Annotated in this window: 15 protein-coding genes and 1 tRNA gene; 13 read left to right on the forward strand and 3 right to left on the reverse strand. The window is 36.4% G+C overall.

Annotated elements, in window-relative coordinates:
• The first annotated feature begins 1 nt into the window (after position 1).
• The 4 genes from K6119_RS10585 (at position 2) to K6119_RS10600 (ending at position 4572) form a co-directional block, all read left to right on the forward strand.
• Positions 2-1711 carry a peptidase domain-containing ABC transporter gene (locus K6119_RS10585; RefSeq protein ID WP_221838855.1) on the forward strand — a complete coding sequence of 570 codons (1710 nt, stop codon included), beginning with the start codon at positions 2-4 and terminating at the stop codon, positions 1709-1711.
• Between the two features lies 1 nt (position 1712).
• A complete protein-coding gene (locus tag K6119_RS10590; protein WP_221838857.1) occupies positions 1713-3068 on the forward strand; it encodes an HlyD family secretion protein in 1356 nt (451 codons plus the stop codon).
• On the forward strand, positions 3065-4465 hold the full coding sequence (locus tag K6119_RS10595) for a TolC family protein (protein WP_221838859.1): 1401 nt from the start codon (positions 3065-3067) through the stop codon (positions 4463-4465). Before K6119_RS10590 ends, K6119_RS10595 begins: the two co-directional genes overlap by 4 nt.
• A gap of 33 nt (positions 4466-4498) precedes the next feature.
• Positions 4499-4572 (forward strand) — tRNA-Ala (locus tag K6119_RS10600).
• A gap of 144 nt (positions 4573-4716) precedes the next feature.
• Here K6119_RS10600 and K6119_RS10605 read toward each other — a convergent pair.
• Positions 4717-5109, reverse strand: a complete 393-nt coding sequence (locus K6119_RS10605; RefSeq protein WP_221838861.1) for a hypothetical protein — start codon at positions 5107-5109, stop codon at positions 4717-4719.
• Positions 5110-5189: 80 nt separating this feature from the next.
• On the opposite strand from K6119_RS10605, the gene xerA reads away from it, so the two are divergent.
• The 6 genes from xerA to K6119_RS10635 all read left to right on the forward strand — a co-directional run bounded on the left by xerA (position 5190) and on the right by K6119_RS10635 (position 10649).
• Complete coding sequence (xerA, locus tag K6119_RS10610; protein ID WP_221838863.1) at positions 5190-6332, forward strand: site-specific tyrosine recombinase/integron integrase; 1143 nt, start codon at positions 5190-5192, stop codon at positions 6330-6332.
• 69 nt (positions 6333-6401) lie between these two features.
• On the forward strand, positions 6402-6866 hold the full coding sequence (locus K6119_RS10615; RefSeq protein WP_221838865.1) for a hypothetical protein: 465 nt from the start codon (positions 6402-6404) through the stop codon (positions 6864-6866).
• Positions 6867-7047: 181 nt separating this feature from the next.
• Positions 7048-7779: a hypothetical protein gene (locus tag K6119_RS10620; RefSeq protein WP_237827992.1), complete on the forward strand. Its 732-nt coding sequence runs from the start codon at positions 7048-7050 to the stop codon at positions 7777-7779.
• Between the two features lie 197 nt (positions 7780-7976).
• On the forward strand, positions 7977-8435 hold the full coding sequence (locus tag K6119_RS10625) for a hypothetical protein (RefSeq protein WP_221839118.1): 459 nt from the start codon (positions 7977-7979) through the stop codon (positions 8433-8435).
• 210 nt (positions 8436-8645) lie between these two features.
• Positions 8646-9719 carry a leucine-rich repeat domain-containing protein gene (locus K6119_RS10630; protein ID WP_221839116.1) on the forward strand — a complete coding sequence of 358 codons (1074 nt, stop codon included), beginning with the start codon at positions 8646-8648 and terminating at the stop codon, positions 9717-9719.
• Positions 9720-9902: 183 nt separating this feature from the next.
• Positions 9903-10649 carry a hypothetical protein gene (locus tag K6119_RS10635; protein WP_221839115.1) on the forward strand — a complete coding sequence of 249 codons (747 nt, stop codon included), beginning with the start codon at positions 9903-9905 and terminating at the stop codon, positions 10647-10649.
• A gap of 8 nt (positions 10650-10657) precedes the next feature.
• Here K6119_RS10635 and K6119_RS10640 read toward each other — a convergent pair whose 3' ends face one another.
• On the reverse strand, positions 10658-11311 hold the full coding sequence (locus K6119_RS10640) for a hypothetical protein (protein ID WP_221839114.1): 654 nt from the start codon (positions 11309-11311) through the stop codon (positions 10658-10660).
• Positions 11312-11564: 253 nt separating this feature from the next.
• Between K6119_RS10640 and K6119_RS10645 the strand changes: the two genes are divergently transcribed.
• The gene (locus tag K6119_RS10645; RefSeq protein ID WP_237827993.1) at positions 11565-12224 is read left to right on the forward strand and encodes a hypothetical protein; all 660 of its coding nucleotides are present in this window, start codon (positions 11565-11567) and stop codon (positions 12222-12224) included.
• 418 nt (positions 12225-12642) lie between these two features.
• Here K6119_RS10645 and K6119_RS10650 read toward each other — a convergent pair whose 3' ends face one another.
• Positions 12643-12870, reverse strand: a complete 228-nt coding sequence (locus K6119_RS10650; protein WP_221839112.1) for a hypothetical protein — start codon at positions 12868-12870, stop codon at positions 12643-12645.
• A 491-nt stretch (positions 12871-13361) separates the two neighbouring features.
• On the opposite strand from K6119_RS10650, the gene K6119_RS10655 reads away from it, so the two are divergent.
• Both K6119_RS10655 and K6119_RS10660 read left to right on the forward strand, forming a co-directional pair.
• The gene (locus K6119_RS10655; RefSeq protein WP_237827994.1) at positions 13362-13883 is read left to right on the forward strand and encodes a hypothetical protein; all 522 of its coding nucleotides are present in this window, start codon (positions 13362-13364) and stop codon (positions 13881-13883) included.
• 190 nt (positions 13884-14073) lie between these two features.
• On the forward strand, positions 14074-14397 hold the full coding sequence (locus K6119_RS10660) for a hypothetical protein (protein ID WP_221839140.1): 324 nt from the start codon (positions 14074-14076) through the stop codon (positions 14395-14397).
• Positions 14398-14470 lie beyond the last annotated feature (73 nt).

The raw sequence follows: 14470 nt of genomic DNA on the forward strand, positions 1-14470 counted from the left end.
AATGGACGCAACAATTGACGTAAAAAGACCAATCAAAAGATTTTGGTTACTACTAAAACCAGACAAAAAAGAAATTAGAAATGTTTATTTCTATGCCATTTTCAATGGTTTGGTTTACCTATCACTCCCCATTGGTATTCAAGCCATTATCAACCTTATACAAGGAGGGCAAGTAAGTACTTCCTGGATTGTGCTGGTAATATTTGTGTTAGCAGGTATCGCCTTTAACGGAGTTTTAACCATCAGCCAAATGCGGATTGTAGAAAACCTGCAACAAAAGATCTTTACAAGGGCTGCCTTTGAATTTGCCTACCGAATTCCGCGTATAAAACTTGAAGCACTATACAAATACTACGCTCCGGAATTGATGAACCGATTCTTTGATATCATTTCGGTACAAAAAGGATTGGCTAAAATTCTAATTGATTTTACTACCGCCAGTATTCAAATAGCAGTGGCCTTGATATTGCTTTCGTTATATCATCCATTCTTTATCATCTTCAGTTTGATTTTGATCATTTTGATTTACATCATTTTCAAATTCACTTTCAGAAGAGGTTTAGAAACCAGTTTAGAGGAATCAAAAAGAAAGTACAAAGTAGCACACTGGCTTGAAGAATTAGCTCGCAACAACATCACCTTTAAACTGGCCGGTAAAACAGATTTACCTTTAGAAAAAACGGATGTTGAAGTAAGTGAATATGTACAATACCGTGAAAAGCACTTTAAAGTTTTAATCCATCAATTTCTACTATTAATTGGATTCAAAGTAGTTGTTGCCACAGGATTATTAGCCATTGGAGGTGTTTTGGTAATGCAACAACAAATGAATATTGGGCAATTTGTTGCAGCTGAAATTATCATCATCATGGTATTAAACTCAGTTGAGAAATTGATTTTGAGCTTAGAAAACATCTATGATGTACTTACCTCATTAGAGAAAATTGCTCAAGTAACTGATTTAGAACTTGAAAAAGCAGACGGAACATACATTTCAGACTTCTGTGATAACAAAGGTTTAAAAGTAGAAGCCAACAACATCACTTTTAGATATCCTGATAGTGAAAAGAACATTATAAACGACTTAAACCTGGAGGTTAAATGCAATGAAAAAGTACTAATTGTAGGCGAAAACAATTCAGGCAAATCCACTTTGCTACACTTAATTGCAGGGGTTTATCAACCAATAAAGGGATTCATTTCATACAACGAATTTCCTCAAGGGAATTTAAAACTGCAAGATCTAAGATCAGTAATCGGAGATTGCTTGATGGAAGAGCAGTTGTTTGAGGGAACTGTATTAGAAAACATTGCTATCGGTCGTCCAAACGCCACAATGGAATCTGTAAACTGGGCCATTGACAATTTAGGTTTAAGAGATTTTGTAAAGTCTTTACCTCAAGGAGTTGATACAGTAATAGATCCTGAGGGAAGAAAATTCTCCAAAGGAATTGTAGACAAACTTTTATTGGCAAGAAGCATAGCTGACAGACCTAAACTTTTACTGATCAAAGATGCATTTCAATCTATCAGAAAAGAAGAAAAAAATAGAATCATTGACTTTTTGGTAAAAGAAGATCAACCTTGGACACTGATTGCTGTTTCATCTGATGAATACATGGCCTCTAAAATGGACCGTATTATTTACCTCTCATCAGGTGAAATAAAGGAAGAAGGAAGTTTCAGTGAAATGAAAAATAAATTGATTTAAGATGTTAAATATATCAGAACAAAGCATTGGGCATAACATCAGAAAAAAGGGATTTAAAACCCTAACTGAAGTTGAAGGAAGAAGATCAAGTAGGGTTTTACTGCGCCTTATTGGAGGAACATTTTTGATTGGATTAATCATCATGTTTGTGCCCTGGACACAGAATATCAGATCATACGGATCAGTTACTACACTTAAACCTGATCAACGTCCACAAACCATTCATTCGGTAATTGCCGGAAGAATTGAAAAGTGGTATGTACAAGAAGGTGACGAAGTAAAGGCCGGAGATACCATTGCCTTTATTTCAGAGGTAAAGGACGATTATTTTGATCCTCAATTACTGGACAGAACACAAAACCAAACTGAGCTAAAACAGCAAATGGTCAATTCGTATGACAGTAAAATTGATGCCCTGGATGACCAAATCAACAGCTTGCAAAAACAAAGACAATTAGAGTTGAAGCAAGGACGAATCAAAATCTCACAGGCACACTTAAAGGTGTCAAATGACAGTATCAATTTTCAAGCTGCTCAAGTGAATTATGAAACTGCTGAAAAGCAATACAAGCGTTTTGAAGAATTGCATGATCAGGGCTTAAAATCCAAAACTGACCTGGAAAACAGAAGAGTTAAAATGCAAGAATCTTACTCTTCATTAATTGCAGCTGAAAACAAATACCTGGCTTCGCAATCTGACTTAATTGCGGCTGAAATTGAGTTATCCAACATCCAAATGAAGTATCAAAACAATTTGGCCAAAGCAGAGTCTGACAAGTTTTCTGCCTTTTCTGCCAAATTTGATTCTGAAGGACAGGTAACAAAATTGCAAAATCAGTACAGCAATTATCAAAGAAGAAATAGCTTTTACTACATCACCGCTCCACAAGATTGCTATATCACCCGTTTGGTAGTTCAGGGAGTTGGAGAAACAGTAAAAGAAGGTGGCCCGGTTGTAACCATCATGCCTACCAATCATGAATTAGCTGCTGAAATTTACATTGACCCCATTGACTTACCTTTGGTAACGGTGGGTGAAAATGTGAGAATCCAATTTGACGGTTGGCCGGCAGTTATTTTTAGCGGATGGCCAAACGCCAGCTACGGAACATACGGCGGAACCATTTATGCCATTGACAAGTTCATCAGTGACAACGGAAAATTTAGGGTACTTATCAAACAAGACCCTAATGATCACCCATGGCCGGAAGCTTTAAAATATGGAGGAGGAGCTAATGCCATGATATTATTAGGAGACGTACCTATTTGGTATGAACTCTGGCGAAAAATTAACGGATTCCCACCCAACTATTACAAAGCAAAAGTGGATCCTGATAAAGAAACAAAAGCAAAATGAAAAAACTAATCTTTTTATTCTTGCTGTTTCAGCTCCAGGCAAAAGCACAGGACAGCATCACAAGTATGAGTTTTGAGCAGTACATTGACCATGTAATAGCTCATCACCCATTAGCAGTTCGTGCTAATAACCAAACAAAACTAGCAGCTGCTTATTTAATGAAAGCCAAAGGAAACTTTGATCCAAAACTGGGAGGTGAAGCAGCTCAAAAGTACTTTAATGACAGTCAGTACTACAGTGTAATTGGTGCACATTTAAAAGTGCCAACCTGGTACGGCATCTCTTTTCAGGGAGGTTATGATATCAATGAAGGATATTACCTCAATCCTGAAAGAACCGTGCCTAACGAAGGGCTATTGTACAGTGGAATTTCCCTTTCATTGGGTAGAGGTTTAATCATTGATCAAAGAAGAGCAGAGTTAAAAAAAGCACAAGTGTATGTGCAAAGTAATGAGCAATTACAATTCAAAATGTTGAATGATTTAATTGCTGAAGCCGCTTTTGCTTATTGGGATTGGTACAAAGCCTATCACAAAATGCTTACCTATCAAAATGCTGTTCTCAATGCATCTGAGCGGTTTGAAGGTGTAAAGCAAAGCGCAATTGCCGGTGATAAACCAATGATAGATACTTTGGAATCTAATCTACAATTACAAAACCGTATTTTCAACTACCTCAATGCTGAATTGGATTATTTAAACGCCCAATCACTGTTGGAAATTTACATGTGGCAAGACGGAATGATTCCCATGGAATTAGATTCAACTGTAGTTCCGCCTACCATTGAAACCACCAATTTTTCTGCTGCTGATCCCGGATTAGTTTTGAATTTAGACACGCTTATTGCCGTGCATCCTGAAATTCTCATCAATCAATTTAAAATTGACCAAAAGAAAATTGATGTACAGTTAGGCAAAGAGAATTTGAAGCCAGAAGTGAATTTTAAGTATAACTTTTTGTCTGCGCCCGGTGGTGGCAACCTCAACAACTTTTACAGCATCAACAATTACAATTGGGGAGCAAGTTTGAATATTCCCATTTTCTTGAGAAAAGAAAGAGGACAGCTTCGACAATACAAGTTAGAACTGGAGAATTTAGAGGCTGAAAATGCTTTTAAAACAGAGCAGATCAGTTATAAAATTGACATGACCTTAAATGAGTGGAACATCAGTCATCAGCAAATAGAGCTGTGGCGCAAAACCACCAATGATTACAACACCCTTTTACAAAGTGAAAAAACATTGTTTGACATTGGTGAAAGTTCATTGTTCATGGTGAATTCAAGAGAGAAAATGTTTATTTCTGCGCGCTTGCAACTCATTGATAAAATGGCCCAAAACAAAAAGGCAGAGATAAAAGCAAAAAATGCCATTGGAATATTATACAATCAGTATTAATCAATTGAATTTAGTACTATATTTGAGCTCGCAGGGGGTATAGCTCAGTTGGCTAGAGTGTTTGACTGGCAGTCAAAAGGTCCCCGGTTCGAGCCCGGGTATCTCCACAAAGCACTTCATTTATTTGAGGTGCTTTTTTGTTTTTATGTATTGGGGCTTACCCTTCATTTCATTACGGGTCAGGCTTTCGCTAGTCGCCGGGAGGGCTCCACAGCCAACGCACATTGCCACGCACCCGCTCAATCCTTAAGCTATAGCATTTGCTTACTCATATACTCTTGCCACAAAACCAATAAAAATTTGTCTTTGTTATTATCGCGCACTTCTTTAAAGCCCTGATCGTAGCAAAATAAATAGGTATCACCTTGCTGGGTTTTAAAATAATGAGTAATAAATCTTGGGTTAAAACCTTTTTTTAGTAATTCCTCTTTTCGCACTGTTGTTTTACCCGCCTGGTTATAATCGTGTAAAATTTTTCTGTTGGTTCTTAAAATGTCATCTATCTGTTTTTTAAAAAATTCTTTGCCTGATTTCTTTCTTTGACGGTAATGGTAATCTGTTTTACAATATTCAGAACAGAATTTGCGGTCTTTTCTACCATTTACAGGGTTTGAACAAGATTCATTAAGGCAAACTTTTGACATTTATCCGTGTATTTATACGTATAAATATACGGTTATACAATTCACATTCAAACTTTTCATTCGAATTTTGCGAGTAAAAAATGTCAAACAGTTTTGGAAATATCACCCTTAAACATTTGCTCATCAATGAAAGAAAATATATTGGTTTGCAGTTTCATCCAAATAAGAGAATAGAAAAATTAATTCAAACTATTCCTGATTGTACATGGAATGAAGATTTTCAGATGTATGCAATGCCTAACAACAAGCAAAACTTTGGCCTCATCTTTGAAACTTTCAGGGGGTTAGCTTGGATTAATGGTGCTCATTTTTTTGAAGGCAAAAAACAAAAGAAGCACAATGAAGGAATCAATCTGGACACCTACAGAAACAGAAAAACTCCTCATGGATACAGAAAATGTCCTGAAAACTACTTATCCAAATTAGAATTCAAAAGGTACTCTGTCAATACTGCAAGAACCTATATCTCATGCTTCGAAAAATTTATTAATCATTTCAGTGAACGCAAGTTGATAGAAATTAATGAAAATGACATCCAGGAATACCTGAATATGATGGCAAGAAAAGGAGTAAGCACCTCGCAACTGAATCAAATTTTAAATGCTGTTAAATTCTACTACGAAGTGGTAGAAGAAATGCCTAATCGTTTTTATTCTATTGAGCGGCCTTTTAAAGAGGATAAGTTACCCAAAGTATTAAGTGAATTAGAAGTTCAAAGAATCATAGCGGCCACAACAAACATAAAACACAAATGTGTTTTGTCTTTGTTATACGGTTCAGGTTTAAGAAGACAAGAATTATTAAAACTGAAAATCAACGATATTGATTCAGAAAGACTAATGATTAAAATAAATCAAGGAAAAGGACAAAAAGATCGATATACGATTATCGGTATAAACACATTAGAAGAACTCAGAACGTATTACAAGGAGTATAAACCTAAGGTGTTTTTATTTGAAGGTACACATCCAGGTTCACCTTACAGTGCAGCTACAATCGGAAAAATTCTTATAAAAGCAGCTAAAAAGGCCGGCATTCATAAAAAGGTAACGCCCCATATGTTAAGACATAGTTTTGCAACTCATCTTTTGGAAAATGGAACCGATTTAAGATATATTCAAACATTATTAGGACACAACAGTTCTAAAACAACCGAAATTTACACCAGGGTAACCTTCAGTAATATTCAAAAAGTAAAAAGTCCATTGGATTCCTTATCTTAGTTACACAATAACTATAAAAGGAATAAAGTAACTAGTTACTTTATTCGGATGTTAGCATTAATTAAATTTATGAAAACCAAAACTTATTCATTTATAATAGTCGGACTACTTTTCTTCTCATGCAATTCTAATAATTCGGAAGAATCAGAATCAACTAAAAATAATGAACCGAACAAAGAGGAAATTATGGAAGACCCAGAATTTGTTATCGTTAAAGAATACCCAATGGACGAATGGGGAGGTGCTCAACCAGAATTAACTTTACGTGAAAGCGGAAATGCCTGGTTAATCACGGAAGTTCCTCCTTTTGAAGATGAAGATGGAAACGAATTGTTTGATGATGAAGATTTTCCTGAAGGACTTGAATTTGAAAAATTAATTGCTGATTACATTGGGACAGATGTAATTCGAGATGACAGAGAAGTATTTATTATCGAAAATGCCACAGAAGAACAATGTCTAAAGGTCGTTGAGTTCTTTGCAAACTACTGGGATCTTCGCAAGGAGGAATACAAAATGAAGAAGGAAAACTAATGCTAACACAATAGGTAAAATTCACCCCCTCCCTCTTCCACGCGCAATGCTCCCATTGGCGTGTCCATAACCGGGCAGCCATCACACGTAGGACCGCCCAGAGTCCGGGATTTTGGCCACCGCACTTGGCGCCGCAATAAATTGCTAATTTTACCCAAACGTTAGGCACAATTGTAGTTAAATGAAATCAATCTGGTTTATTGTATTTATGTTTTCGAGTTTACAGTCCTACTGTCAAACTGAACTTCTTGAAAAATTAGACACTGTTGATTTTGGAACGGCAAATTATCATATCATGCAGAAGCATGATTTTAGTGTATATAAAGTATATACCAAGGAAAATGATAGTTTGATACTCTTAAATACAAACACTTTAAATTATAATGACTCTACAGTCACGAGTACATTATATGATTATAAAAATGGAAAAATAAAGACTCAAAAGTCAACTCACTCATGGATTCCAATTGATTTAAAGCAACATTCACCAGATTCAGTTTTGAATTCGCCAACAAGTGACAGCACTATTTTTATTTATGATGAATTGGGTCGTCTTATCCAAAAGATCGTTGTTTATCCTTATTCAATAAACAAGGTGAAAACTGAATCATATTTTGGTTATCTGGACAGCACTTATTATTTGACATTTGAGATTCGTAAGAGCTCAAATTTGAATCGTTATCAAGTGAATACCACAATAATTAATTATGAGTATGACGTAAAACCTTGTCTCAATGAAGACGGAAGCATTCTTTGTTATGTAAGAAGGAAATATGTTTATGAATCTGATCGAAAATCAACTCTTAATTTAATGGAAGAAGTTTATATAAATGAATATGGTCTTCTCAAAGAATCACATAGTTATGACATAAACGACAGTTCTGTTGTCCACCACTACTATCATTATGAATAAAAAACTGTGCCTAACATAATAAGTAAAATTCATGTCCGACACTTGGCCAGCCCGCAAAGCGCCCAGTGACGTGTAAAGTATGCTGGGGCCAACTCACGTCGGACAAAAGAGGATCGTGGTTTGGCCGGCGCACTTCATGTCGCCATAAATTGCTAATTTTACTCAAACGTTAGGAAGCCATTGCAATAGGACTTGAAATGTATAACAATCCGAAACATTTTCTGCATGAACATTTAACCTTTCTTGAATCAACAGGAATCGAAGGTAAGAATAGTGGATTTGAAAATTTCTTTGCTAAGAAAGGAGTCCAATACAACAAGAACTGGGATCAAGAACGAACAATTCTGGACTGGAACGGAATTAAAAAATTCCAATTCTTCTATGATTACGAAGGAGAAGAAAATGTTATTCGGGAATGGTTAAGAAATAGCGAACTGAAAAACTTTGAACACTTATACACTTGGTTCGACTATAATGACCCAATAGTAAAAATTAAAACTTCTGACTTAATAGAGTATTGGGAAGAATTCACAATAGCAAGTGTGGAAGGTCTTGCATTTGTATCTGAAAATGGAGAAATATTTTTAGAATTTACCCAATCACCTCACTATTTCTGTATTAGCAACTTTGAAATCAAGTCTGGATCTGCAATCTAGTGGTCTTGCAAGAGCAGAAAACGGCTCCTAACACAATAGGTAAAGCACATGTCCTACCCTTTTTTGCCTACTCACTTGCACCGATTACGTGCCCATATAGTGGTTTGGCCTTCACACGGTCGGACAGCCAGAGTACGGGTTTGGCCAGCGCACTTCACGTCGCAATAAATTGCTAGCTTTACCCAAACGTTAGCATTAATTACCCAAAACATGAAATTAAGACTATCAATTCTGATTCTATTATCTACACTTTTAGCTTGTGGTTCAGATCAATCAGAAAATACTGAAGAAGAAGACTATCAGAAATTCTTCGCAGAAAATGCTAGTTCCATACAAGAGGCTTTTGATCATAGATTCGAAGTTAAAACTCTTATGATTGATTCTCGGGAAGAACTAGACATCCCAGATAGTATTCATTACTTAGTAAAACTTGAAGAATTACATACCGGCGGGAAGCAAATGAGCTTTTTACCATGCAATTTATGCAATCTTGAAAATTTAAAAATCCTTTCAGTTGAATGGGCTGGTTTAGACTCTTTACCTTTTTGTCTTGGAAAAATGCCTAATCTATATTGGCTTCAATTATCAGGAAATAATATAACAGAATTGCCAGAAACGTTCACAAATTCGAAATCAATTAGTAAAGTTTTCCTTGAAAATAACCTGATTAAAGAAATACCTGAGTCCATAAGCAATATGACCCAATTAACTACTATGAACTTAGCCTGGAACCAAATTGAAACCATTCCTTCATCAATAGGTAATTTGGAAAATTTGCGACTGCTGAATTTAGAAGGAAATCCAATTCATAATTTGCCCAATGAATTAGCACAAATAGACCTAGTTTCTTTAGAAATTTCTTACACCAAAATAACGAAGTTACCGGAATGGATCAGCTCTTCAAAAAGCTTAAAAACCCTTTGTATTGACAGCTTGCAAATAGGCGAATTACCAGAATGGCTAGGTAACAAAACGGATCTAAAAATCTTAAGAATTGCATATCAAAATCTAAAAGAATTTCCTTATTGGTTAAAAAACCTAACAGCCTTGGAGGAGCTAAGATTATCAAACAACAATATCTCTCAAATTCCAAGTTGGATAGAAAATCTAACTCAACTTTATGATCTAGACATCTCCAATAATCCAATTGAATCTATCCCGGATAATATTATAAATATGGAATCATTAGGTTCACTTAATGTTTCAGGCACCAATTTAGATTCTACTTATGTGAGTGTATTGCAAGAGAAAATGCCCCATTGTAGTATTACTTATAAAAACTAATGCTAACATAATAGCTAAAGCATACGTCCGACACTTGGCCGGCATGCTTTCGCCCATTTCGTGTCCATAATCCGGGCGGCCATCTCGGTCGGACAGCCAGAGTCCGGGATTTTTTGCCTACACACTTCGCACGCAATAAATTGCTAGCTTTAGCCAAACGTTAGCTACAATTACAATTGACTCATGAATAATTCAATTAAGAAATTTGATGTATTTCTTTTGTTTGCTTGGATTTGTATAATTCTAGGTTTACTGGCAATAGCCTTATATACATACCAATTGTTTTCGCAGAACTTAGCGAATACTGAAGAAAACATAAGTATTGAATTGTTTGGCTCATATGGTGATTTTGTAGGTGGTTTCGTTGGAACAATTTGGTCTTTAGCAGCAGTAATCCTAGTGTATAAGACTTATTCATTGCAGAAAAAAGAACTCAATGACTTGAAGAAAAAAGGTTCTCACGAAATATTTCAAAGCAATTTTTATTCTCTGTTGGAATTAAACGAAAGAGCTAAGTTGAATTGGGAATATGCAGGAAAATATGGTAGTGACGCTTTTCAAGAATTCAGATCGGTACTAAAAACAATCTTAGAATCTAAGTCTTCAGATTTTGAAAAAGCTGAAAAAATAGTTTTTGAATTATCAAAAGGAACTGATGGATTTACTCAATTCCCAATTCACCTAATTTTTGAAACTGTATATCTAATAGACGAGCAAGATGAAAATTTGAAGTCTCGTTACTACAGAATATTTGGCAGCACATTTTCAACAAACGAAAAAATTCATCTCTGGTGTATGATTTATTCTGGATTCCTGCTTAAAAAAGAAATTCCAGCGAATCTTGAAAAAGTTTTATGGTTAACAGATGCCTGGAAAGTCTGGATAAAATCTGGGGATACGTATACTTTTAATCCAAATGCTAGGGTATAACAAAACTTCTATCCTGTGATTAATTTCACAGCAAATGAGGAAGTGAATTCCAGCAAAAACCTCTCTCCTAGTTCAAATCTTTTTGAGTATGCCTTTGCGAACAATGTCCTAATTTTCGTCCAAAGTTGGCTCTTACTACATTCAGACATTTGCGCTTTAATTTCCTTTATTTCTTTCGAAACCTCATTTTTAAGTTCTGGGGCTTCGTTCTCTGTAGCTGTCTCAAGTTCATCCAGAAATGCTACGACCTGACGTAGTTCTTTCCTATTTAACATTCTGTCATCTTGGTCGTCTAGAATTTCGAAATCCGCTTCCAAATCATCATAATAAAATTTGATTTTTTCGTTGTCAAAAATAGGACTTGGTTGATTGTACTTTCTGATAAGTTTTGCCCACATTTCAATATTGGCTTTAATATTGTCCAATGACCCATGAGCCGTTGTGGCGTTGAAATTTTCATCATTGAAAGGCCTAAAAGTCATTGAATATGGTTTGTTGCTAACAGGTTTACTGAGCAACTTAAAGTAAAAATCGGAGTTTGGATCTGAATCCTGTAATAACACAGACTTGTCCTCTTCTATATCAATTGTAAAAATGTCACCATGTTTACTTAATGCTTCTTCTAAAATTTTTCTAATCGCGATTGGTATCTTTTTTTGCATGATTGTGATTTGTTGTAATACGAATTTACGGAAAATCAACTGGCTATCAGTTAGTTGTTAATAAAAAAGAAAACTGTAGCTAACACAGTAGGTAAAGTTCATGTCCGACACTGTGGCCACGCTTTTCCCTCCCAATGCTTGTACATATCCGGGCTGCCATCACTCGGTCGGACAAACCAGAGTCCGGGGTTCTTTCCCACCGCACTTCAAGACGGCATAAATGCCTAACTTTACCCAAACGTTAGGCACTATTATGAAAGGTCTTCACTTAATTGCAATTGTATCGCTTCTTGGACTCTTATCTTCATGTGATGAATCCGTAAAAGAATACTATTATTCACTTGAAGACTTTACCGTTCCTAAGTTTTATAAATATGAAAACAAAACGAACCCTAGTTACACTCAGTATTGGAAAATGTCAAGTAAACCTGACGACCAAATCCTAATTACTGAAGCCTTCAATGCTGATTTCGTTCAATTTGAATATTTCAGTGAGCAATATGACTCAGAAGGATCTAAACTAGTGGAATATTATCCCATATCAGAAGGACAAAAGACTGGAACAACCCCAATTCATAAAGACGTGTTTTTATGGCAACCTAAAGATGAATATCAGTACCAGGTTGAATATACCGACAAAAATGGAAAAACCACTTTTTCGAAGAAAAGGAAACTGATTAGTTTTGAAGACATAGAATACATGGGTATAAAAACTCAAGCTGCGAAATTTAGAGGTGACTACTCATTCCAATACCACAAGTACGGCCAAACAGTTGAATATTGGCAATATAGCTACTATACTAAAGAGCACGGATTTGTAAAATATAATCGTACACTTCCAGATGGCTCAAAATCAACTCTTGAGTTGACTGAAATTTTAAGTGAATCAGACTGGCAACAGTTGACTCAGTAAAAAAACAGTGCCTAACACAGTAGGTAAAGTTCATGCCCGACACTCTGGCCACGCTTTTCCCTCCCAGTACGTGAACATATCCGGACTTCCATCACTCGGTCGGACAAACCAGAGTCCGGGGTTTTGGCCACCGCACATCAAGACGGCATAAATGCCTAACTTTACCCAAACGTTAGCTTCCATTACGATTAGACATGCAATTCATCCGACCGAAAATAATTGGAACTCTAAAAATTCAGAAAATGATGGCAGGTAATCTAGCCGTGATCAATAATGTTAAATCGACTCCCAACAAGATTATTATTCCCTGTCGAGATAAAGAACATGGTCTTGAAATAATCGAATTGATAAAAACTGCAAAACCTGGAGACAAATTGTACTTTTAAAATTGGGGCCGCGAACGCGACCCCCTTGTTTTCTAAGCTAACTTTCTAGCGTACCTCTTTCGAATGATCCTGCTGATGTAGCTGTTCAAACCTCTACCTTGATGAGCAAGAATTTTCATTCGTTCAATCTCATGAACTCCTGTACTCGAATAGGTATATAGGTATGACGATCGATCTTTAAACTGAACAACAATATAATCATGTCCAATTTCAAAACCTGCAACATTGGAGTTCCCTCCTAAGTTTCTATAGATCTGCATTTTAACCTCCTTTCTTTATTTAATCGACCAATTATTCTTCAGAGGTCGAACCTGAATGAAGTCAGATTTGCAAATTTTTCTACCTTTGAAATGCATTGGGAGGTAGTCCGATTTGCTCGGTCGACTTCTTAAACCGAAAGGGTGAAACGGGAATTTCGCCCTTTTTTTATTGACGTAAATTTACGGCTAAAGTACCCAGAAATAAAGGCGGACTTATACACATTGACCCCATACTTTTCAACAGTTTTTCCGAATTTTTAGTCTAAAATTGATTAATAATTAATCGGCAGGGGTAAAAAACGTAAGCTAACACAGTAGCTAAAGCTAAGCGCCCGACACTTTGGCCGCGCGCGTTTCGCCCAGTACGTGTCCATAGTCCGGGCAGCCATCTCGGTCGGACGCTCCCAGTATCCGGGGTTTGGCCTGCGCACTTTCGCACGTAATTTGTATTTGCTGCGCAAACAACAAATCACTAGCTTTAGCCAAACGTTATGCTTCATTCCGAACCAGAAATTAATGACTTAGAAGTAATGGCTATTTTCAGAATGGCACTAGAGAAGTCTATAATTGAACAGAAATCTGTAGTTGAATGGTCGGACAAAATCATATCTTCAAATCCAGAAAATGTCCCTGACTTTGCGCTCGAACTAAGTATATCTGGCAACTACGGAGTTAATGAAGCTGTTCACTTATTGCGTGAAAACGAGTCAACTTTGGAAAATCCAGTGTTATGGAAAATCTTATACGGACTTGTAGGCCTATTTTATCGGGAAAAGCAAATCGAACTCTCGCGTGCATGCAATGCTATTGCTGATTTTGCCAATGAAATTATGTCAAAAACCGAATATGACCTATTTGGAATGTCAGTGTCTGATGCATACTTTCTTGCTGAAAATGGTTCTTATGGAAATTTGGAGAATGTCGAAAAGTCTTTACTAGAATTAACAGAAGAACAATTGCATCTTGGCAAGTGGTTCAGATCAAAATACTTAATGCAGAAAAACGAAGCATAACACAATAGCTAAAGCAAAGCGTCTACCCTTGGCCAGCACACCTGCTCCCAATGGCGTGTACAAAGTCCTGGTTTGGCCTAACACGGTGGACTACCAAAGTACGGGGTTTTGGCCTGCGCACTTTCGCACGCAATAAATTGCTAGCTTTAGCCAAACGTTATGCTTCATTAAGTTAAACACAATGTCGGAAATGAAGACTGAACCAATAAAATCTATTAAAAATGACTACGTCACTTCATTTATTGGAGTAGCTATCTTCTGCATAATAGGGGTATTGGTCCTTCAATTCTTTCATGGAAATGGAACTCAAACTAATAGTGCAACAAATGACGGAATTGGACTGACTTTTGATAATCTCGGGAGGGCATTTGACCGTCTAAAAAACTTCTCGATCGTAATGCTATTAATTGCAATTGCACTGACCATTACAACTTGGATTCTGGGGTACAAGAACCTAAGAAATGGGTTCATTTTTTGTGCTGTTATCTCCATTTTATTCATGTCAATGTTGTAGAAAACGAAGCATAACATAGTAAGCAAAGCTTACGTCCGACACTTGTCCATCACTCTTCTCTCCCATTACTTGC

The sequence above is a fragment of the Paracrocinitomix mangrovi genome, assembly GCF_019740355.2.
Lineage (GTDB): Bacteria > Bacteroidota > Bacteroidia > Flavobacteriales_D > Crocinitomicaceae > Paracrocinitomix > Paracrocinitomix mangrovi.